Here is a 20,526-nt window from a genome sequence, read left to right on the forward strand (position 1 = left end):
TACTTCGGTGCCTGTTTTTTAAAAGGGATTTTTATTAATATTGAAATATGCGATCGATGGGTCTTTGTAATCTTTAAACTCTGGTATATCTTGTCATGAATGACGTTGAATGATGCCGGTTTTTATTAGGTAACCTTTTGAGATATCTTTCTTCTTTTCGTACATCGCTAAAAATATCCCGTTATCTTTTCCGGGTGCTTGGCTTAATGTTGTGGGCGTTAGGCGCTTTATTAACAGCTTTTTACCTGGTTAATATCTTTAATGAAGTCAAGTCGGATATTCGGCAAGAATACAATGCTAATTATGATTCCACGCTCTCTTATGTGCGTCATACAGCAAGTGTTCTGCGGGATATCCAATATATGACAGAGAAGCATTTACTGAATTCTAATGGAAAAAATGCTATTTTTGATTTTCCACATAATAACCCGGCATTTTCTTATCATCCTCTGAACCAGAACGCTGACTGTCGTACTTTTCGCGACAATACTCATAGTTATTTAAATTCGTTAAATAACCTTATCTTCTATTGGAAGGATAATCTTGCGGCGCCTCAGGGGTTGAATCAGGTTTTTCTGGTGGGTACGCAAAGTATGTGTATGGTGAATTTTTCTATCCGTAATACCTCGACTGAACCAGATACGCTGAAAAAAATAGTTTATGAAAATTCACGCAGACTTATCAGCTTGAAAGATCAAGGTAAAGAACGAAATGTTTATTGGGTTATCCCTGGCGCAAGATCTGATAGCGGTCATCTCTATGTATTGGCGCCGGTATATGTCAATGGTCAGATGGTTGCAATGATAGGCATTGAACAATTCATCAGATTGGACTCTTTTATTCAAAGACAAGACCGCCCAATTTCAATAACGTTATTGAATCGTAGTAATCAACCTGTGTTGCACTATCCGGCAAATGATGACTATAAACTTCATTATGCCGATTATCAGTTGGAAGCGCCTTATTTTGGCTATGATGATAATTTCACTGATTTACTGTTAAAGCGCCGGTTAATGCCATCTTCATTCAGTATCATTTACGCGCTGCCGCTGAAAACTATTTTTGAAGGTTTTAAGCTACAGATTATTAGCAGTATTGTGCTTAATGTGTTATCTGCCTTTGTTATCATTATTCTGGTGTATCTGTTTGAGCGGAAAATGTTTGCTCCGGCTGAAGAGAACGCGATTCGGCTAGAGGAGCATGAACAATTTAATCATAAAATTGTTGCTTCAGCGCCGGTTGGGATCAGTATATTGCGGGTCAGTGATGGCAGTAATATTCTAAGTAATGAGTTAGCTCATAACTATTTAAGAATGTTAACGCATGAAGATCGGGAACGTATTATTCATATTATTTGTGACAGAACCAGCAGTTATGTTGATGTCGTAACCAGTAATCATCATCATCTACAAATCAGTTTTGTTCATTCCCGCTACAGGAATGAAGAGGTGGCGATTTGTGTTTTGGTTGATATTAGCGTCCGTGTACGGATGGAAAAATCATTACAGGAGATGGCGCTGGCATCGGAACAGGCTAATTATTCTAAATCTATGTTTTTAGCTACCGTCAGTCACGAGTTAAGGACGCCGCTTTACGGTATTATTGGCAACCTGGAGTTATTACAGGCGCATTCGTTGCCGGCTGAATCTATTCGTTTGTTATCAACGATGAATAATTCTTCAGCGTTGTTGCTAAAAATTATCAGTGATATTCTCGACTTCTCGAAAATTGAATCTAAACAACTTAAAATTGAGTCTAGAGAATTTTCCTGCCAGGAAGTTGTCTCTCATGTGATTTCTAACTACCTGCCGTTAGTGGTGAAAAAACCGTTGACCTTGTATTGTTATATTGAACCGGATGTACCGGATTATATCTGCAATGATCCAGTTCGATTACAACAAGTTATATCTAATTTGTTAAATAACGCGATTAAATTCACTGATACAGGATGTGTGGTTATCCATGTGACGGTTGATAGAGATTATTTATACGTCAGAATAAAAGATACGGGCGTCGGTATTTCTGATAAAGCGCTGGTTCAGTTATTTGATCCATTTTTCCAGATCATGCCCAATACGGACAGCTCATCTCAGGGAACGGGGCTTGGTCTGGCGATTTGTGAAAAACTTATTAATCTGATGGATGGTGATATTGAAGTCATTTCACAACCACAGATAGGGAGTATGTTTTCTATTCGCTTACCTTTATATGGTGCGAAATATAGGCCAAACACTCAGTTAATAAATGAGTATCAGCGAAAAATTATCTTAGCTATACGTAATCTTTATCTGGAGGAGTTTTTACAACGTTTTCTGGTTCATCATGGCTTACACACTATTTTATATAGCGGGCAAAGCACCGATGGTAGTGAAATTATTATCAGTGATTTTCCTGATGCTGTGACTTCTTCGGTATATGGTTATATTGAGTTATCGACCGACTATATTGGATCACCAGAACAAATCAGAGAAAACTATTGGTTACACAACACTTACCATCTACATGATTTACCGGTAATGATTGAGCGACTGATTTCACCGGATCATAGTGTGGTATTAAATACCGCGCCACCTGTTTTTCAGGTAAATACCCGGTTTAATACTATTATGGTTCTGGTGGTGGATGATCACCCTATCAACCGCCGTTTATTGGTCGATCAATTGAAATCCATTGGTTTCCAAACAGAGATGGCAAATGATGGATTAGATGCGTTGGAATATTTGAAGCAAGGGGGGATTGATATCATTCTGACGGATGTCAATATGCCCAATATGGATGGTTATGCGTTAACAATGTACTTACGGAATGAAGGGTGTAAGCTGCCGATTATTGGTATTACGGCAAATGCGCTGGCAGAAGAAAAACAGCGCTGTATTGATGCAGGAATGAATGATTGTTTGTCTAAACCTGTTTCCCTGGTGACTCTTAGACAGGTACTGACGGAGATGATTTGAACCGATGATTCTTAAAACAATGAGTTAAGGCAATTAGTTAAAACAAGTAGTTAAAACAATGAGTTAAAATAATGCCCGGCATAAACAAGTAATTGCCGGGCATCGGGACGACTTTCATATTAAAATTAAAATAACGAACGGTATCTACTGAACATTATCGTTTGTATCGATAGTGACAGAAGCAAGGTAATTGAGTAATGCAATATCGTTATTTACCCCCAGTTTTACCATAGCTGATTTTTTCTGACTGCTGATAGTCTTGACACTGCGTTTCAGTTTTTTGGCAATGTCTGTTACCAAAAAGCCTTGGGCGAATAGACGTATAACTTCACTCTCTTTTTGTGATAACGGTTTATCTCCATAGGGGGCTTTTGTCACTTTTTTCAACAGTTCAGAAACGCTTTCTGGCATAAATCTTTCCCCTTGTTGCAGGGCCGTCAATACATCAGGTAAATCTGTTGGCGCTCCTTGTTTTAAGACAATGCCTTCAATATCAAGTTCGAGTACAGCACTTAAGATTGCTGGATTATTGTTCATGGTTAAAACAATGATTAATAGTCTGGGATAGTGGCGTTTGATGTATTTAATCAAATTGATTCCATCGCCGTATATGTCGCCAGGCATAGACAGATCAGTGATCAATACGTTTGCTTTAATACAGGACAGATTGTTGATCAATGTGGTCGAGTCTTCCGACTCAGCGACGACGTTGATCCATTCAAGCCGCTCAAGTGATTTGCGGATGCCAAACAGGACAATTGGATGATCATCAGCAATAATGACGTTAAGGTTATTCATCTATTAGTTACCCTGCTGCAATAGCCTTTTGGTTAAGGATTCAATACGGCTAATGCTATTCTTAATCTCTATTTCGTTACTGTCTGTTATGTGTTGTTCCAGTGTTTCGCAAGAAAGTTTGAGGAGTTCTAGGTCTAACATAGCAAAGACGCCTTTCAGGCGATGTGCTGTTTGCGAAAGCGATATCAGATCATATTGTTCTATATCAGTATACAGCTTATTAATATCTATCGGTACTGTCTCGACAAATAATTGTCGGTAATCGCTATCAATGAGCTGTTTTTGATAACTATTTATGACATTGCCAAAATCGTAATCACTGCTTTCATCGTTAAATGCTGGCATTTCCGAATTCGCATTAAACTCGTTAAAACTGAAACTTCTCTCAATTAATAACGAAATGGCATTGATAACCGCTTCACCCAGATTGTAGTTACACCTAATATAGTCAGGTTTTATCTGCTCAAAACCGGCCAGATTATCAACCAGTAATATAGTCGATTTTGCCGAATCGTAGGGTTTATCGGTCAACATGATATCGTATTCTCGATTCATATTTTCTTGCTTTTTATCGAAGTAAACCGCGCCATAATGATGCAGATGATTTTGCACAATCTTACGGACCTCCGTATTGCTGATATCCAACAAGGCAGTAATGTCTTCCAGTAGCGGCGGGCATTGGTCTTGGCCGATGATTAAAGGCAGATTGATAGTATAGTGCGTACCCAGGTTGGGTTTGCTGTTTATAGTAAAATGACCATTTAATTTTCTACATAATTGGTTACATAGATAGAAGGTCAGCCCTGAATTGGATTGATATTTATCACTTGTCGCTTTGCTTAGAAATGGATAATTTAAATTGGTTAAATCTGTTGAATTAAGCCCAGTCCCTGTATCTATAATTTCGATTTGAATTTGTTCTTTGTATTCCTGAGAATAATTAACGATGAGAGATATTTTGCCATAAGATGTGAGCGTGATTGCGTAATTGACTAACATCAGGATGATCTTACTGATGGTAGTGCTATCGCCAATAAATAGTGATTCAGGATTAATATTACAATGATAATAATAATTTAATCCTTTATTATTCATCTTAGGAAACACTTTTTTAATAATATCTTCTAAAATGACTGATAATGAAAATGATTCATTTTTTGCTTGCCATTCACCTGATTCTAATTCATTGAGTAATGAAATATTCTCGATCCAGTCGGATATGTATCCGGATTTAGTTAATAAATTATCAACGATACGAGCACTATTTTCTTCTGTGAGAATTTGTTTCAGTTGGTAAGCAATATGATCTAATTCATTTATTGGTTGTTTTAATTCAGAACGAATATTGGTCAACATAAAACGCCGAGCTTGTACACTCTTATCGTGTTCCAGATGAGCAAGTTGTAGACGCCTGCTAATTAATGCTTCCTGATCTTTATCTTGCAGTAAAAACAGATAAGTTTCCGGCAGCAGGCGAATGCTGGACATTTTAATTTCATAGATTGAATCGTCAATTGATGTTTGGATGACGCCATGATGTTGCTTTGCCATCATCTTAATTTTATTTAAATCAACATTCGGCAGCAGATGATCGGCAATGTTATTGCACATAATTATTTGATTTATCGAGAAATCGTAAATCAATAGGCCAATTGGGATATTAGAGATAATATCGTGACTTAACGCATCCTTGACTTGTAATTCGTGATTCATAAGAGCGTTTGGCGCGATATATTTTCTACGAATATAGATAAGCCCACCTAAAGAGAGGATAATAAATACTGAATCAGCCAGTAACAACCAGATGTTTCTGTATAACAAATCGATGAGTAAATCTTTGAGTGATATCCGATACAACAGTTTGTATTGCGTACCTTTGAGTGCTTGAGAAAACTCGAGCCAGAAACCATTTTGTGAGATATTAACTTTATTGATTTCATTAGGGGGTTGTTCGTCATGCGACAATAAACTGAAATTTGCGGCTGCCATATCAATAGGAAGAAGATGGCAAATGGGCAAATCGAAAGCGATAACTGTCGCCAATTGACCCGGTGAATTGAATGTTGCCCGGTAAGTATAAAAATAGATATTTTCGCCATTTAACTTACGGATGGATGAAATGTTTTCCCGTTCATCTAACGCGGTGGATTGCATCAGCATTTCTGAACGTTTTGATTCGGCGGTAAGTGTTAGATAACTTTCTTTAAATCTCAATTCCGGTTTAAGAATAGAGTGAGTTGTTATCAGAAACAGATTGTTATCTTTACCATTCAGATAGTACATTGAGTTGTATTCATTACGGGTGCCCCACAAAATCTCCATGTAATTGGAAAGACGTTGTGCCAACTCTACACTTGCAGCGCTGTGGTGACCAAAAATAATCGTGTCGATAGTTTGATAACTATTTTCAAGCCAGTAAACATCAGGCCGTAGTTTCATCGGTGTGACGAGTTCTTGCGGTTTAAAAGATGAGCTATTGGCTTGTTTAAAGATGGAGTTAGCGTGATAACGATAATCTTCTATCTGTAATACTACTTTGGTTGCAACACTATTTAGCGCATACTTTTTCCCCATTAGCCAAGCATTGAAGTAGTTATAACTGTATAAAAACAGGGAAACAAAAAGCAGAATAATGAACAGACCGTAGTAACGGTTTATGGCTGATGAATTAATAGAAAATTGTTTGTTATACATTCGTTGAGTAGAAGCCTTAATAATTGCTTGGCTGTTTAGCGAGCTTGTTAAATTGGTGAATCTCATGATTCGATCTATTTAGGCTAATTTTAGCAGGATCGGAGCTGGAAAGGATATTATAGATTGAGGATTGAGCGAACAGTAAAAAAATCACAGGATTTTTACGATAGAGACTAGACATATTATCATGTTAGGAGCATAATCCCGCGTCATGGAAGGATGGCCGAGCGGTCGAAGGCAGCGGTCTTGAAAACCGCCGATGGGAAACCATCCTAGAGTTCGAATCTCTATCCTTCCGCCAAATAGCGACCCTACGCACAGAAAGTGCGTGGGGTTTTTTAATTTGCGTGAAGGTTCATTACGCACGGGTATATTCAATGTTGCGGGTATGTTTATTATGGCTGGGGTCATAATGCTAATATTACTGATGGGGTACAGCACATAGCAATTATAGAAGCCTTGCCACTGAGCGAAGGGAGAACAACTCAGCAAATTAAACTATGAAGATTAGAGCCTTGTACTTCGTGACCTTTTAGAACTTTTCCTTTACCCATCTGCCTCCAAGCATCAATTTGACGATTCCATAATGTGAGAATACAATAATCGTCAAGCAAGTAAGGAGGGGCTATGAACGCGATACTGACAAACCAAAGCAAAAATGCTGATACTCTTAATGAGTACCAATCCCTTTTGCAACGGCGATTTGACAAATTGCTCACGTCATTGATGCCTGAGTTTAAAGAGAAAGCGCAGGCCACAAATGCTCTTGTGCTAAGTGATAGCGAACTACTTGAACTATTATATACGACTCAACTTGAACACAAAGTCCGAACTCCGGCGCGTGAACTTCGTAAGCTTAAACGCCGTGCTGAAAACTTAGCTCTGTTCTATCAGGAACTTGATAAAATGGGCGGAACTATCAAAGCTGGAGACGTTGCAGAAATACTCTGCATAAGTCGTCAGGCTGTTAACATGAGAGTGAAAAGTGGAAAGTTGCTTGCTTTTAGAAAAAACAGTGATTACGTTTTCCCTACATTCCAGTTCACTACCGGCGGAGTCTTGCCTTATTTTGAAGATGTGATGAAAGCGATGGGCGTGGACATTAGCTCAGTATCTAAAATGTCTTTTTTAACAACACCATTGTCCTGCAATAGAACACCTCTTGACATTATGATGAAAAACAATGCTTCAGAAAACGAACTGGCTTTGATGCTGAGGGCTGCGTCACAAGTGGGTCATCAGATCGCAAGCTAAAATAAAAAAGAACCCCTGTTTCGAGGGGGCAACTTTATATCATTCAAGTCGGATAATTTTGAAGTTAAGCACTTCTTCCAATAATTCATCTGCTGATATGTCGGGTTCATTCCATGTACTCGGCATATATTCTGAATCCCTGTAATTAACCAGGCTTTGCATCCCTGCGTCTACAAACCGATCTTCCCGCTTTTCCCACACTGCATAACAGAAGTCTGTAGGCCAGTGGCGAGATATGTAGCAAATACCATCTATTTCGTTATTTAAGAGTTCATAGAGGCAAGCCATAGCTCTTTTTGTCACTGAATAATCTTCATCAACCATAACACTTAACGGGATATGTAACATCCCAATAAGTTTAGCAATATCGATAAAAATTAATTTCCTTAATGAACGAATGTTGCATATTCTCGCAGTACGGATCTCAGATTCATCAATAAATCGTAACCCTTCCTTATGCCATAGCCTTCCATAGCTTTCTGCCAGGGCTGTAACGGCTCGGTCGGCCATATAACATACTCGGAAAGAATTATCTGGGGAATTATATCGCCCATCGCCAAAATTGAAGTTTAGAGCAGACGGCCACTCTTTCCTTTGCCAACGTTTTAAATTCCAGTCGCCGGGAGTATAAGTCGGAATGGTATGGGTTTTATAGATTTCCCGAATTTGTTTTTCTAGATCGGGATACAGAATCTCCTTGGGTAGCATTTTATACCTACATCGAAAGCTTTTACCTATCCGGTGAAAAAAAGCAGAGCGCTTGCTCGTTGGCGCTGTAAATGTCATTGATAACAAAACAATTATACAACTTTTAACTGCATTTCCAATGATAAATATGTGCTGTGGTTTCTGGAGGCGAGCTATGTCTGTAGTTTATTGTGTGTCCACGATTTATTGGTAAGAATGGTGTTCCAGGACGGATTCTTATTCAATAAAACCGTGGAAATAGTAAGAGATTAAACTTTTTTAATCGGCTTTGAACAGCATAGTCACAGCGGTTACGAACATAATGACAGCCGCACCTTTAAATAAAATCCGTTGTGCCCGTTGGCTTGATAACAGATGTCGAATACTGAGAGCGCCGAGAATAAATACCGCTCCTACGCTGAATAAGACAAGAACCGTCAATGGTACTAACATAAGCCCCCAGTTTTGCAACGAGATAGATTCCATGTTAATGACCAAAGGCAATAGAGCGAGATAGAAGGCAATGGTTTTAGGATTGCTTAACGTCAAAGTGAGACCGGATAACCACGCCGCAGCCAACTCCTTTTTCTTAATGGGTTGGTCTTCGCCAATGGATTGATGATCGGCAAACCAGAACTGCCACGCCAGATAACCCAAATATAATGCGGCGCCCCATCTCACCACAGCAAATAAGGTGTCAAAACTGTGCGCGATAATAGACAAGCCAAAAACAGCAAAAGATAAATAAGTTAGATCGCCAATAATCAGGCCAAACAACACACAAAATCCCGCTAACGCGCCACTACTCACACTTCTGGCAACCAATGCTGCCATTCCTGGGCCTGGTATCGCCGCAGCAACAGTCAGTGCCGCTGTATAGGTTACTATTTGTGACACTTCTAGCATATCTTTCCTCTCAAAATAACACTTTGAAGTAACAGAACATAAAAATGTCACTTGCGAATGCAAGTGACAAATGGATTATTTAATATAGACAATAACGACATTTTTCTAATGTTGAACGTCTTAAGTTTGGCATATTTTCATCCAAGATAGTTAAGACATTTTTATTAGTTGCCGAATGACTTCCCGAGAAAATACCATATCTTGAACGGCCAAACCAACGGATTGAAAAATAGTCACACCCTGATCGCACAAATTGGAATGAGATTGAGAAACGGCGCCAATTTCTATTCCAATGTCTGACCCGCTAAGAATACCTTTCTCTCTTGCTTTAATAACCGATTGAGAGGCGGCAAGTACTGATTCATTGGAATCAGTAAACAGAGTTGTATTGCTATACATATCTTCGCTAAGTTCCTGAAATCCCAGGGCCGAAGCGCCGATGGCATTGACATGACATTTAACCGGTAACTCTTTTCTATTGAGTATAGGGTCACGCGATGCTGTGGTTGTGCAAATGATGTCACTATTGAGTACCGCCTCAGCAGGTGAGGCTTTGATCGAAATGGGAAGATTGAGTGTTTTATCACACCATGTGACAAACTCACGGCATCTTTCTGCATTACGACCCCATAAAGTGACTTCTTTAATCGGGCGTACATATAACATGGCTTGCAAATGCGCTTTTGCTTGTAAGCCAGTGCCAAGTATCGCCAACCGACTGGCATCCTTTGCGGCAAGAAGATGGGTTGCATAGGCAGAGGCGGCGGCGGTGCGAATTTCTGTGATAGCGCCGGCATCTACCGCTGCAATCCCTGAAACACCTGGCTCGTCGTAAACCAACACACTACCGATGTGCGAAGGTTTATCGCTGTTGCTTTGAAACCTCACCACCACCGACTTTAGCCCAAACCCTTTGTATGGCCCTTCCTTAATATAAATCGGCATGGTGCCCATTAAGCCGTCTTCGCCTTTAACGATATTACGTAAAGGTTGTTCTACTTTTCTCTCTGATTGCAATTTAAATGCTATTTCACTTAGCTTAAGACTAAGTTCCATCGTCAAATAACGTGCAACGGTTTCTTTATCGACATAAAGCATATTGATGCCTTTCAATATCAGTTAAAGGTCGTCCAGCTTGAATTTATCATCAATCTCAGTTCCGGCAATACTATTGAGAATTGTCGACATATTCTTTTGAGAAACGCCTAACACAACGTCCAACATACTCTGTTTGCTGAAACCACGGCTTAAAAATAGATCAATAGCATCTCTTTTCAATTGTCCCCGGCAGTAAATAACCTCTGTGGTAAATTCACGCAGTGCCAATAATCGTGGGGAGAGATCGTCGGTTTTTTCAATCAATGCCTTAACCGTTTTTTTGTCTACACCATTATGAATTGCAATAAAAGCGTGGGCTTGAATTGTATAATTACAACCATTTTCTATGCCGGTTGTAATCCACACTACAGCTTTTTCCTCTTCATTCAATGAACTATCAATAAATAGGTCGTGTGCTCGTTGGTAAGCGGCTAATAATGAGGGAGATTCTGACATATAACCACTTTGGTTCGGTACCCAGCCGAAGTCATTAATAGAGCTTTGAAGTAATTTTTTACTTTTTTCAGGTGTGGTAGCAATAGTGTGTAGCGTAAGTAAAGACATAGTAACCTCTGTATATTAGATCTATATATTTGCCTATTTTAAAGCAGCGTTAGCTTTTATGCGGCTGTAAATACTGACCAAAGCATTTGAATTGGTCGAATGTGAGAAATAAATTTTAAATTGTGTAATTTTGCCGCCACTTCTGTCGTGAGTGCGGCATCTACCTCTGAATTAGCGACTGCTTTTGCCGCTGAACTGGTTGAGTCTTTAAAAATGATATCCGCAATTCTTAGATTATCAGGCAACAATTCTGGGATTAAAGCCTTTGGTGCCGGATGGGTTGCAATGACGATATTATCTGTAGTTAATTCATCACGAATAGCGATACCATAATTAGGCGTGTAATTTAAAAATGCGGATGACAAGTTAAACCTGTTATCCATGTAAAACTCACTGATATTGTAATAAGCATTGGCTACCACTAATGCCTGACAGTTATTTAAAATAATTTGATTGCTTGCTTCTTCGTAAGTATTACATAAAACAACTTGGTAACTCTTGGCGACGTTATTTTTAATAGCAAATTCGCCAAAACGAATAGCGGATTGTTCGCTACTTGTACCTGATGGACCTAAGGTAGCAATATTTAGAACATCAAATGTATCTTTGTAGAAACTAAAAAAAACACATTCCATGATGTCTCTCCTGGAATTACACTAATAAACTGGATTTAACCAATGTGAGAATTTATCTATTCTGCCTCTGATTATTTCTTTATAATCTTTGGTAATAACATTGGCTATAGAATCTTCTTTTTGTATATATGACACATCGTCTATTTGCGAAACAATTGATATTTCAAGACCAGTACCTGTTAAAAAGCAGGCATCTGCTTCATAGAGATCCTTTTGTTGAATTTCTGACTCAATACAGGGAATATTGCGGAATTTACAAATATCGAAAACAGATTGTCTGGTTATTCCATTGAGTATGCCAGCGTTAAGCGATGGTGTGATAACACAATTACCCTTAACAATAAAAACATTTGATGTACTTGCTTCTGCGCACATGCCTTGTTCATTCAACATAATAGCATCATCAAATCCATTCTCTTTGGCATCTTCATGAGCAAGTGCGGAATTAACATAAGTGCCGGTAATTTTGGCAGATGATGGAATTGCCGCATTTGATACACGTCGCCATTTTGAAATAAGGCATTTAAAATTTGTTTTTTTAGTGTAAGCGCCCATAGGTAAAGCGTTAATACAGAGGGTTGAATTGACACCGCTTAGCTTAACGCCAAATTTTTCACCCGGCATTAACGACTTTTTAAGTGCTAATGGCCTGATATAAATATCTTGTTTGAAACCGTTTTTGATGATGATATTTTTAGTAATGTCGGTTAGATCCTGACTAGTATAGGGCAATTCAATTTTTAATGTTTTAGCTGATTGTATTAACCGTTCATAGTGCTCACGCACTCTAAATAAGTTAAGTTGGTTATTATCTTGATCCCAATAAGCCCGGATTCCCTCAAATATACCGGTGCCATAATTTAAAGCTTGGGTATTGGCAAGAAAGGTCGCATTGCTAAAATTGAGATATTCCCCATCTAGAAATACGATCCAATCTTTGTTAACCGGGCTAACGATATTGTTTGTCATTTAGTTGCCCTCTTTTTCATGATCTCTAAAGCTGAATTTCGTTCAATATTGTTGGTATCATCTCTCAAATCATGGATTCGTGCTGCTTTCCAGCTTACCATTGCCGCGGTTCCAATAAGTCCACCGACATCTCCTACATGGATGTCGACATTCATATTGAATTTGGATTCCATTTTTTGCTTTATCTTACTAATGAGTGACGCATCATGTAATTCGTCACACGGCTCTAAAGTGATCTTAAGCTCATCGGTACCGGCTGTATTGTTGATTTCAATAAAATATTCAAAACAATATTCGAGCTCTTCAAAGATGGCGTTTTCAATATCAAAAGCATATACATTAGCATTGTTTAATACTAATACATCTTTTACTCTGCCGATGGGTTCTATTTCCCATTGATTTAAGCCTATTGCTTTACACCGAACCATATCCCCTGTTTTGTATCGAATCAGAGGCTTATTCCCTTTATATAAATGGGTAATCACTAACTCACCAGCAATGTGATTATCACCAACATTGAGTTTCTGCTGAGTAAAAGGGCAAATGAGTTCGTAATAATTATTGTACGGAATAGTAATAAGCTTATTGGTATCGTTACAAGCCGCCAGAATTGACGTTTCTTGTGAGGCATACATACAGTTGTAAATTTTAGCGCCCCAGTTCCGAGATAAATTCCTTAATCTATTTGGCGTAATAAGTTCGCCAAGGACTAAAATGATTTCGATGCCTAATTCTTTTGCATCACATGCGTTGTCCCGGCAATATTTTAGCAACTCAGCGGCGACCGCAGGTGTGCAAACTAAAGCGGTTATTTTGAGGTCTTGTATCAACCTGAGTACTCTATGCATGCCAACAACCGGCGAACGAGGCCACATTTTAATAACGGTATGCCCTAAACTGCGAAATACATCTTCAAAGGTATCTCCAGTGGAGTGCAATTCCGTTGGACCCATCACGCCAATAATGTGTTGTTTGCCTTCCTGATTAAAAATAGACTCATATTGCAGAGTCAGGAAGCTATTATTGACTAAAGAATCTATTTCATTGCGAGGACAAGGCGTTGATGGCCCAGTTGTCCCTGTGGTTTCATAATATATCCAGGCGTGACTCAAGCTATCTGAAGATATCGTATTTCCTGCCTTACTTAAGTCTAATTTTGTGGTGAAGGGCAGTTTTTCAACAAATGAGGATAAATTGTCATCATCATTTGGGTTTATTGCGTTTAGACGATCTTGATAGAAAGTTGAGCCATTCTTCGTATAGTTTATGATTTCTTTCAGTTTTTCATATTGTATTTTTTCCAATACGGGGATATCTATCTCGCCAGATAGATATCTTTTTAATTCGGTAAGGTACTTCAGCCCTAACTCATGAAGATCGGTTCTAAAAATGGAATACATATATGCTACCTGGTTATTTATAAAGTGGTAAGTTGCCAGTGAGTTTATTGATATCTTTCTTTGGTCCAACTATGCCAATACCGGATAACTTCAATTCATCCGAATGCTCAGCAGATAATTTTCCTTCGTATTCCTCATAGGTTCTGCATGATTGCGCTAAACAGGAAAAAGGGCTTAATTTAAAATTATCGTTAGATTTTAATTCATTATGAATAGCATCCAGTACATCATGGCTTGCTTTCAAAATAGGCAAAGGCGTTTTAATGACACCGGGATAACAAATGCTATCTTTACTAAAGACATCATGCCCTACAATGCCGTTAATGTTTCTGCCAATTGAAACGCTAATGACGCTCAGTGCATTCATGGCTAACCCAAGTGGCAGACTATCAGCGATAACGACGACGCTTTTATGTAGGTTTTCGTCAAACTCCATACGACTTTCCTATTAACTGAGTGAAATTTATCAACTTATTTACATCGACAATAATATCAGAAACTGTCCATGTACTTATTTCTTTCCATAACACCACGCCTTTTATATGATCGGGATGATGCATATATATATTCAGGTCTTCGTAACTTTCAAAGTAACCAATTAAACTAAAGTCAACAGATTGCTTTCTGTCTACCGTACTGCGGCCACAAAACCATCCTTTTATTTCACTTATCTCATTTATATGATTTAAAGTCACCTTCTCTGCTAATATGGCTTTTTCACTATCCCAGCTTATTCCATCCTTGAAGGTAAATAAGACTTGATGTGCAATCAAGTTATTTTTGCCCAGCATGATTTACCTCATAACTAATGATTTTGAGTTATAATAACCTATAGAAATAATTTAATTTACACTTAATATTAGCGCATGCCTGATTTAGTTTTTTTGATTTGCGTCTAATTTAAATATCATATTGCATTTATAGCAGTCAACTATTTCCCAGTGGTAATAATTTAAAGGAAAGTGGAAAAATTGTGATTTTGACAATGATAAGAAAGCTGTTATTGCTTGCCTCTTAAATGTCTTAATCTTCCACTGCTGCTGAACGATAAGGTTGCTTTATGGCCAGTGGTTATTTTCTAATAGGTAGCAGTGGTCATAAAACATGTTTGTTGTTATTTCTGATTTGTCAGTAAATGAGCTGTTTTTTCGATGTTGAAAATAACCAGATCATCGGTTGCATCATAATCAGGAGTTAAAGTGATTCTGAGGATTTGTGGTAGTAGCCTTGTGTTAGTGGGCGTGCAAGTCATGGTATGCTATTGAGTATGTCGCAAATGATAGGTGTTTTGGTAATATTTTTAAATAATCTATTATTTATGCTTGATTGTTTGCATTTGGTTGTAATATACTGCGCTCGCTTTCAGGGGCTACCTCTGAAATATGCCGGCTTAGCTCAGTTGGTAGAGCAACTGACTTGTAATCAGTAGGTCACCAGTTCGATTCCGGTAGCCGGCACCAAATCAAATAAGAAGCCGTTATCTTTTCAGAAGGTAACGGCTTTTTTCTTGCTTCATCTCAGATGGTGCTGTTCATATATCCAGTGAATTTTACTATTTCCTGTTATAATTTCCCGCTTAAATGGGGTACCTGAATTTATCGTATAGTTAAACTCACTGTCAGGTCGCTCGGAATAGAACAGAGTGACCAAAAATAAAGGATATCAGACGTTCAGATAATGCGGATTTATTTTCGCGGGTAAAAACTAACAGAGAAAAATATTGGCATTTGAGGTATTAGTTTTCCAGTATGAAAAAATGTTTGCTATCGATGTGTATCCATCTATTCGTCTGGTGAAAGCCGAAAATAAGATGGGGTAGGATAGAGAATGGCAGAAGATATTGATTTTGCAAAAGAGTATCAGATAAAAGCAATTTCAGATCAGAAGAATATTTTTGCTAACTATCTACCCAATAGCATGCTGACTGTGTTAAAACTTTTCATATAAATATTTACCTGATAATCGGTAATTTATCACTGGCGACATTAATATTGTTGATGTCTTAAATATCTGGTCTAATCTGGTGGATATATTTGGAATAGGGTTGTTGAGATCTCACATTTGCACCGGTTGGTTGTCTATCACCATGTAAACAAGCTGATTTCTGTGACTGCGGCATAGGTGTGACAATCACTCTTAATCGGCGCTTTATGACGGATTTCAAAGTCGATTCAAAATATTTTTTACATTTAAATATCCATGAGGTAAAAAATCTGTGCTATTTTTTATTTAATGCATTTTTCATCTCATAATAAAAAAGGAGGTGTCATGTTGCTTGAAAATTTTTGATAAATAATAAAGAGCCTGTGTGTTGCTTTAGGCGCTAAGCGTTTTAAAGGAAGGTACATTAGAGGATTAAATGAAGATTATAAATTTGTATAATAAATACGTAGATGAGGAAGATAAACACTTTATGTCCATACGTATTAACAACGATATTATGTGTTTTCCTCTGAGATTAAGCTTGGTCCAGAATAGGGGTTGTTTACGATTTATATTTAATAGACTAAGTAAACAGATTTATTTAAACGACGTAGTTACATAGCAGAGAAACACAAAAATAGAGAATGAGAAATTTGTTATAATGCCGAATGCATGGATGCATGAGACCATCGTGAAAATAATTTTTACTACTATTTGTTACTAAAAGTTAAGGTCAAAATGTATGCGCAATATTCAACAAGTTTTAGAGCGTTGGGGCGGTTGGGTTGATGATGCCACAGGTGTTAATTGGCCCCCGATCGCAGCTGGATTTAAAGGTTTGATTGCGTCAACTCGTTCATTACGTCCTTCCTGTTGTGATAATGATGGCTTGATCATTGATGCTTGTATCGCAAGGTTGCAGACGGTAGATAAATCTGAAGAAATTGAAGTTTTATTCATGTACTACGCTTTAGGACTTTCCAAACGGTCCATCGCGCGTTTAATTAAAGTGCCTGATATTGAAGTACGTTCCCGGTTGCAAAAGGGAGAAAGTTTTGTTCAGGGATGTTTGGCTATGCTTGATATCAAGTTAGAAATGGATGATGAAGTACAAAAACACAAAAAGCTTGTGCGTACGCAAAAAACTATGGTAGTGTACTAATCAGTTAAAGTTGCGAATAAGCCCTGATAGAAATATCGGGGCTTTTTTCATTTGGGTATTGCGGAAAATAGGGCTTAACCTATCAAATTCGGTTTACAAAACTCCTGTTATGCAATTAACTCTGTTTGGTACGAGTGAACTTTAAATATTTTCATATTGTACTCTGATAAATAAGTGAAAATTTAAATCATAATTGTCAAGGTCGCACTGTGTTGCGGCCTTTTTCGTATTTGCCGTCGCGAATCACTTGCGCGTATTTTTTACCTTTTTCGCGATCGGCATCCCTATTAAATCAATCATAACTCGGTGTTGAGAGCTAAGTTTCCATAAGAACCAGTCCTCAATATAGGGCTTGGTTTACCCAGACACAGGGTGAGTTATTGCTGTTTGATGGAGGTATTTTTGATGAGCAACGGTAGTGATAAAGCGGGTTGGTTAACGCCTGTCACTCCTGACCCTGAGTACGATGATGGGTTGGAACACATACTGAGTTGTTGGGTGTGTGGTGTTTCTGGTTTGCCTGACGATAAAGTGCGTTCTCGATGGACATCAGCACAACTGCCTCAGTTACCGGTAGATGATGACTGGTGTGATTTTGTTATCACGGATTTTATTTCGGATGCTTCGCCTGCTTTTGAGAACCAGACTGATGAGGGAACCAAGTTATGGCGTCATGAAGAAATTGTGTGCTTGATTTCCTTTTATGGCCCGAACAGCCAGCGGTACGGCGCTCGTTTTCGTGATGGGCTGGCAGTCAGTCAGAACAATGACGAGTTGGAGCGTTCCGGTCTTTCAGTAGACAAGCTCAGTCGGCTGACTTCTTTACCGGAACTTATCAATAACCAGAGGGGGCGTCGTTATGACATGACGATCACCTTGCGGCGAAAAGTGGTGCGTGAATACGGTGTTAAATCACTGGTGGAAGCGCCTGTCAAATTCTTTGGAGATTAAATTATGCAGGGTTTACCTGTTTCAAACATTATCAATGTCACGTTGAATATGGCTCCTCATGCGGCTCAGTCCCGGAACTTTGGTGCGTTACTGATCATCGGCGCAAGCAACGTGATCAATCCTCATGAGCGTTTACGCCGATACTCGGATATCGAGGGTGTCGGCGCTGATTTTGGACTGACTTCACCAGAGTGTCAGGCCGCAGCGCTTTATTATTCCCAGTCGCCACGCCCGGTTGATTTATATATTGGTCGATGGGCTAAGGATAATGTGGTCTCCTCTTTACAAGGAGCGGCATTGACCAAACAGCAGCAAATCATCAACAAATTTACGACTGTCACGGATGGCTCTTTTAAGTTAACGATTAACGGCAAAGAAGCGGTGTACAGTGGCATTGATTTGAGTAAAGAGACGAATCTTAACGGCGTGGCCCAACGGATAGCGGATAAGTTGAAAGATTGTTCGGTCACATATGATAGTACCTCTTCACGTTTCACCGTCACACCGAATTCTGCGAATACCGTTAGCCATGTTTCACCGGCAACGACGGGAACTTATATTGGTGATTTGTTAAGGCTGGACGAAATATCGGGTGCTACCGCTATCGAATCTACCAAAGCAGAAACCATTGCTGAGGCAGTAGCGGCGCTGGGTTCGGTATCCAGCGGCTGGTATGGGTTAGTTATTGCCGATGATTCTCTGGCGGATGAAGATATTCTCTCTGTTGCCGACTACATCGAATCTGCGTCTGTTTCCCGTATCTACGGACATACAGTACAAAAAACAGACGTGTTGGATGCTAATGTTAAAACTGATATCGGCTCAAAATTAAAAGAGAGAAACTATCAACGCACCCTTTGGCAATATTCAACCGGTAAATCCTACACCGTTGCTTCGCTGTTGGGCCGCATGTTTACCGTCAATTTCAACGGTAATAACACCACGATAACTTTGAAATTTAAACAGGAACCCGCAGTAACCGCAGAAAACCTCACCGCAACGCAAGCCAATGTTTTGAAAGAGATAAACGGCAACGTTTTTGTTAAATACAACAATGATACGGCCATCATTCAGGAAGGCGTCATGGCGAATGGGGATTTCATCGATGAGCGCCACGGCTTGGATTGGTTGCAGAACTACGTTCAGAACAATCTTTATAACTTGCTTTATACCAGCACCAGCAAGATCCCACAGACTGATGAAGGTGTCACCCGGCTAATTACCAATGTTGAGCAGTCACTGGCTCAAGCGGCGACAAACGGATTAATCGCTCATGGCGTATGGGGAGGCGATCCGATTGGCGCATTGGACACTGGCGCAACATTAACCAAAGGTTACTACGTTTACGCCCCGCCAATTGCAACGCAGGCACAGGCTGATCGGGAAGCCCGAAAAGCGCCGGTTATTCAGTGCGCTATCAAATTAGCAGGCGCTGTTCACTACGCTGATGTCATTATTAATGTAAACAGATAAGGGTTGAAAATGGCTACGTATTCTTTTCTTGATGTTTCCGCTTCTATTACCGGAGTTGGCGGCTCTTTTGATCTTGGCAACGGCGCCGCGCTCTCGGATGAGGGGATTACAGTCACCATGTCGGAGAGTAAAAACACCATGACTACAGGAGCAGATGGGGAAGTCATGCATTCATTGCATGCAACCAAGTCAGGAACCATCACAGTTAATTTACTTAAGACCAGTTCAGTAAACGCCAAATTGAACGCGATGCTCAGTGCGCAATCACTTTCGTCGGCGGCATGGGGTAATAATGTGATTGTTATTCGCAATAAGCAAAGTAACGACATTGCTGTTGCACGTTCCGTCGCCTTTCAGAAACAACCGGATTTGCAGAATAACAAAGTGGGCGGTACCGTTTCTTGGGTATTTGATTGCGGCAAAATCGACATCATGTTAGGCACATTCTAACCCGCTTCCTTCACAAACAATTAAATCACCTTCAAATCTGCCGCAGCATTTGTCTCTATTTTTAACATAGGACTTATGCTGTGGCAATTTGAGCGAGCTTGAGGATAAGTGATTATGGAATTTGAAATTGATGGTAAAAAATATCGTGGTGGTAAATTAAACGCTTTTCAGCAACAGGACTTAGCAGTGGCTTTGGCACCGGCTATTCCGGCACTTGGACCACTGATGAAAAAGATTGTGACAGCTAAAAATGATGAGGGAGTCACGGGCTTTGAAGAAGTGCTCCCTTATCTGGTGGAATCCATCAACGCGTTAGGAAAATCCAACCGACATGAAATTAATGATATTTGCTTATCAGTGGTTTCTCGTGAACAGAATGGAATATGGAGCAAGATTTATGAGCCTGATGGTCAGGTATTGATGTTCGATGACATTAACGGCTTCGAACTGCTGAAAATTGTCGGTTTTATTATTCGAGACTCATTGGGAAATTTTTTTCTCGCCCCATTAGAGAGCGCAGTGTAATCCCAGGACAACCCAATTTAAATTTTGAAACCCTCCCGAAAGGGCGTGATTACCTGTTACGCCCGGTCATTGCGGGCATGTGC

General features: G+C 39.3%; 18 protein-coding genes and 2 tRNA genes. 9 read left to right on the plus strand and 11 right to left on the minus strand.

The features are described 5' to 3' along the window. Window positions 1-137: 137 nt before the first annotated feature. The gene (gene rcsC, locus EAE92_RS12425; protein WP_214068302.1) at window positions 138-2,954 is read left to right on the plus strand and encodes a two-component system sensor histidine kinase RcsC; all 2,817 of its coding nucleotides are present in this window, start codon (window positions 138-140) and stop codon (window positions 2,952-2,954) included. A gap of 144 nt (window positions 2,955-3,098) precedes the next feature. On the opposite strand, the gene rcsB is transcribed toward rcsC, so the two are convergent. Both rcsB and rcsD read right to left on the minus strand, forming a co-directional pair. Further along, entirely contained in the window at window positions 3,099-3,752 is a 654-nt protein-coding gene (rcsB, locus tag EAE92_RS12430; protein ID WP_214068303.1) for a response regulator transcription factor RcsB, read from the minus strand. 3 nt (window positions 3,753-3,755) lie between these two features. After that, window positions 3,756-6,446 carry a phosphotransferase RcsD gene (rcsD, locus tag EAE92_RS12435; protein ID WP_214068304.1) on the minus strand — a complete coding sequence of 897 codons (2,691 nt, stop codon included), beginning with the start codon at window positions 6,444-6,446 and terminating at the stop codon, window positions 3,756-3,758. A 213-nt stretch (window positions 6,447-6,659) separates the two neighbouring features. Between rcsD and EAE92_RS12440 the strand changes: the two genes are divergently transcribed. Then, a tRNA-Ser gene (locus tag EAE92_RS12440) sits at window positions 6,660-6,747 on the plus strand. Between the two features lie 326 nt (window positions 6,748-7,073). Beyond that, window positions 7,074-7,700 carry a DNA-binding protein gene (locus tag EAE92_RS12445; RefSeq protein WP_214068305.1) on the plus strand — a complete coding sequence of 209 codons (627 nt, stop codon included), beginning with the start codon at window positions 7,074-7,076 and terminating at the stop codon, window positions 7,698-7,700. A 39-nt stretch (window positions 7,701-7,739) separates the two neighbouring features. Here the strand turns inward: EAE92_RS12445 and EAE92_RS12450 are convergent, their stop codons facing one another. The 9 genes from EAE92_RS12450 to EAE92_RS12490 all read right to left on the minus strand — a co-directional run bounded on the left by EAE92_RS12450 (window position 7,740) and on the right by EAE92_RS12490 (window position 14,750). After that, window positions 7,740-8,408: an RES family NAD+ phosphorylase gene (locus EAE92_RS12450; protein WP_214068306.1), complete on the minus strand. Its 669-nt coding sequence runs from the start codon at window positions 8,406-8,408 to the stop codon at window positions 7,740-7,742. Window positions 8,409-8,666: 258 nt separating this feature from the next. Further along, window positions 8,667-9,293: a LysE family translocator gene (locus EAE92_RS12455; RefSeq protein WP_214068307.1), complete on the minus strand. Its 627-nt coding sequence runs from the start codon at window positions 9,291-9,293 to the stop codon at window positions 8,667-8,669. Window positions 9,294-9,443: 150 nt separating this feature from the next. Further along, window positions 9,444-10,391, minus strand: a complete 948-nt coding sequence (locus tag EAE92_RS12460; RefSeq protein WP_228998146.1) for an ornithine cyclodeaminase family protein — start codon at window positions 10,389-10,391, stop codon at window positions 9,444-9,446. Between the two features lie 21 nt (window positions 10,392-10,412). Beyond that, complete coding sequence (locus tag EAE92_RS12465) at window positions 10,413-10,955, minus strand: carboxymuconolactone decarboxylase family protein (protein WP_036814960.1); 543 nt, start codon at window positions 10,953-10,955, stop codon at window positions 10,413-10,415. Between the two features lie 56 nt (window positions 10,956-11,011). After that, window positions 11,012-11,590, minus strand: a complete 579-nt coding sequence (locus tag EAE92_RS12470) for a prephenate decarboxylase (protein WP_011147260.1) — start codon at window positions 11,588-11,590, stop codon at window positions 11,012-11,014. Between the two features lie 21 nt (window positions 11,591-11,611). Then, window positions 11,612-12,559: a branched-chain amino acid transaminase gene (locus EAE92_RS12475; RefSeq protein ID WP_214068308.1), complete on the minus strand. Its 948-nt coding sequence runs from the start codon at window positions 12,557-12,559 to the stop codon at window positions 11,612-11,614. Continuing rightward, window positions 12,556-13,959 carry a phenylacetate--CoA ligase family protein gene (locus tag EAE92_RS12480; protein WP_214068309.1) on the minus strand — a complete coding sequence of 468 codons (1,404 nt, stop codon included), beginning with the start codon at window positions 13,957-13,959 and terminating at the stop codon, window positions 12,556-12,558. The genes EAE92_RS12475 and EAE92_RS12480 overlap by 4 nt, the downstream gene beginning before the upstream one ends. Before the next feature lie 13 nt (window positions 13,960-13,972). Continuing rightward, window positions 13,973-14,395 (minus strand): DUF2000 domain-containing protein, encoded by a 423-nt coding sequence (locus EAE92_RS12485; RefSeq protein WP_036814954.1) that lies wholly within the window; start codon window positions 14,393-14,395, stop codon window positions 13,973-13,975. Further along, the gene (locus EAE92_RS12490; protein WP_214068310.1) at window positions 14,385-14,750 is read right to left on the minus strand and encodes a Dabb family protein; all 366 of its coding nucleotides are present in this window, start codon (window positions 14,748-14,750) and stop codon (window positions 14,385-14,387) included. Before EAE92_RS12490 ends, EAE92_RS12485 begins: the two co-directional genes overlap by 11 nt. A gap of 593 nt (window positions 14,751-15,343) precedes the next feature. Here EAE92_RS12490 and EAE92_RS12495 point away from each other — a divergent pair. From EAE92_RS12495 to EAE92_RS12520, 6 genes are all read left to right on the plus strand, one after another. Beyond that, window positions 15,344-15,419 (plus strand) — tRNA-Thr (locus EAE92_RS12495). Window positions 15,420-16,624: 1,205 nt separating this feature from the next. Then, on the plus strand, window positions 16,625-17,044 hold the full coding sequence (locus tag EAE92_RS12500; RefSeq protein WP_214068311.1) for an antiterminator Q family protein: 420 nt from the start codon (window positions 16,625-16,627) through the stop codon (window positions 17,042-17,044). A 402-nt stretch (window positions 17,045-17,446) separates the two neighbouring features. Continuing rightward, entirely contained in the window at window positions 17,447-17,995 is a 549-nt protein-coding gene (locus tag EAE92_RS12505; protein WP_422615601.1) for a phage neck terminator protein, read from the plus strand. A gap of 3 nt (window positions 17,996-17,998) precedes the next feature. Next, window positions 17,999-19,468 carry a DUF3383 domain-containing protein gene (locus tag EAE92_RS12510; RefSeq protein WP_214068312.1) on the plus strand — a complete coding sequence of 490 codons (1,470 nt, stop codon included), beginning with the start codon at window positions 17,999-18,001 and terminating at the stop codon, window positions 19,466-19,468. A gap of 9 nt (window positions 19,469-19,477) precedes the next feature. Beyond that, on the plus strand, window positions 19,478-19,918 hold the full coding sequence (locus tag EAE92_RS12515; protein WP_214068313.1) for a DUF3277 family protein: 441 nt from the start codon (window positions 19,478-19,480) through the stop codon (window positions 19,916-19,918). 114 nt (window positions 19,919-20,032) lie between these two features. Next, window positions 20,033-20,443, plus strand: a complete 411-nt coding sequence (locus EAE92_RS12520; protein ID WP_040153955.1) for a phage tail assembly chaperone — start codon at window positions 20,033-20,035, stop codon at window positions 20,441-20,443. Window positions 20,444-20,526 lie beyond the last annotated feature (83 nt).

It is taken from the genome of Photorhabdus hainanensis, assembly GCF_018448965.1.
In the GTDB taxonomy this organism is placed as follows: Bacteria; Pseudomonadota; Gammaproteobacteria; order Enterobacterales; family Enterobacteriaceae; genus Photorhabdus; species Photorhabdus akhurstii.

Bases quoted from the DNA above. Each gene is read 5' to 3' on its own strand.
- EAE92_RS12445 (WP_214068305.1), top strand. From the start codon at position 7,074: ATGAACGCGATACTGACAAACCAAAGCAAAAATGCTGATACTCTTAAT.
- EAE92_RS12500 (WP_214068311.1), top strand. From the start codon at position 16,625: ATGCGCAATATTCAACAAGTTTTAGAGCGTTGGGGCGGTTGGGTTGAT.
- EAE92_RS12515 (WP_214068313.1), top strand. From the start codon at position 19,478: ATGGCTACGTATTCTTTTCTTGATGTTTCCGCTTCTATTACCGGAGTT.
- EAE92_RS12490 (WP_214068310.1), bottom strand. From the start codon at position 14,750: ATGCTGGGCAAAAATAACTTGATTGCACATCAAGTCTTATTTACCTTC.
- EAE92_RS12485 (WP_036814954.1), bottom strand. From the start codon at position 14,395: ATGGAGTTTGACGAAAACCTACATAAAAGCGTCGTCGTTATCGCTGAT.
- EAE92_RS12480 (WP_214068309.1), bottom strand. From the start codon at position 13,959: ATGTATTCCATTTTTAGAACCGATCTTCATGAGTTAGGGCTGAAGTAC.
- EAE92_RS12510 (WP_214068312.1), top strand. From the start codon at position 17,999: ATGCAGGGTTTACCTGTTTCAAACATTATCAATGTCACGTTGAATATG.
- EAE92_RS12450 (WP_214068306.1), bottom strand. From the start codon at position 8,408: ATGCTACCCAAGGAGATTCTGTATCCCGATCTAGAAAAACAAATTCGG.
- EAE92_RS12460 (WP_228998146.1), bottom strand. From the start codon at position 10,391: ATGCTTTATGTCGATAAAGAAACCGTTGCACGTTATTTGACGATGGAA.
- EAE92_RS12520 (WP_040153955.1), top strand. From the start codon at position 20,033: ATGGAATTTGAAATTGATGGTAAAAAATATCGTGGTGGTAAATTAAAC.
- rcsD (WP_214068304.1), bottom strand. From the start codon at position 6,446: ATGTATAACAAACAATTTTCTATTAATTCATCAGCCATAAACCGTTAC.
- EAE92_RS12475 (WP_214068308.1), bottom strand. From the start codon at position 12,559: ATGACAAACAATATCGTTAGCCCGGTTAACAAAGATTGGATCGTATTT.
- EAE92_RS12470 (WP_011147260.1), bottom strand. From the start codon at position 11,590: ATGGAATGTGTTTTTTTTAGTTTCTACAAAGATACATTTGATGTTCTA.
- EAE92_RS12455 (WP_214068307.1), bottom strand. From the start codon at position 9,293: ATGCTAGAAGTGTCACAAATAGTAACCTATACAGCGGCACTGACTGTT.
- rcsB (WP_214068303.1), bottom strand. From the start codon at position 3,752: ATGAATAACCTTAACGTCATTATTGCTGATGATCATCCAATTGTCCTG.
- EAE92_RS12465 (WP_036814960.1), bottom strand. From the start codon at position 10,955: ATGTCTTTACTTACGCTACACACTATTGCTACCACACCTGAAAAAAGT.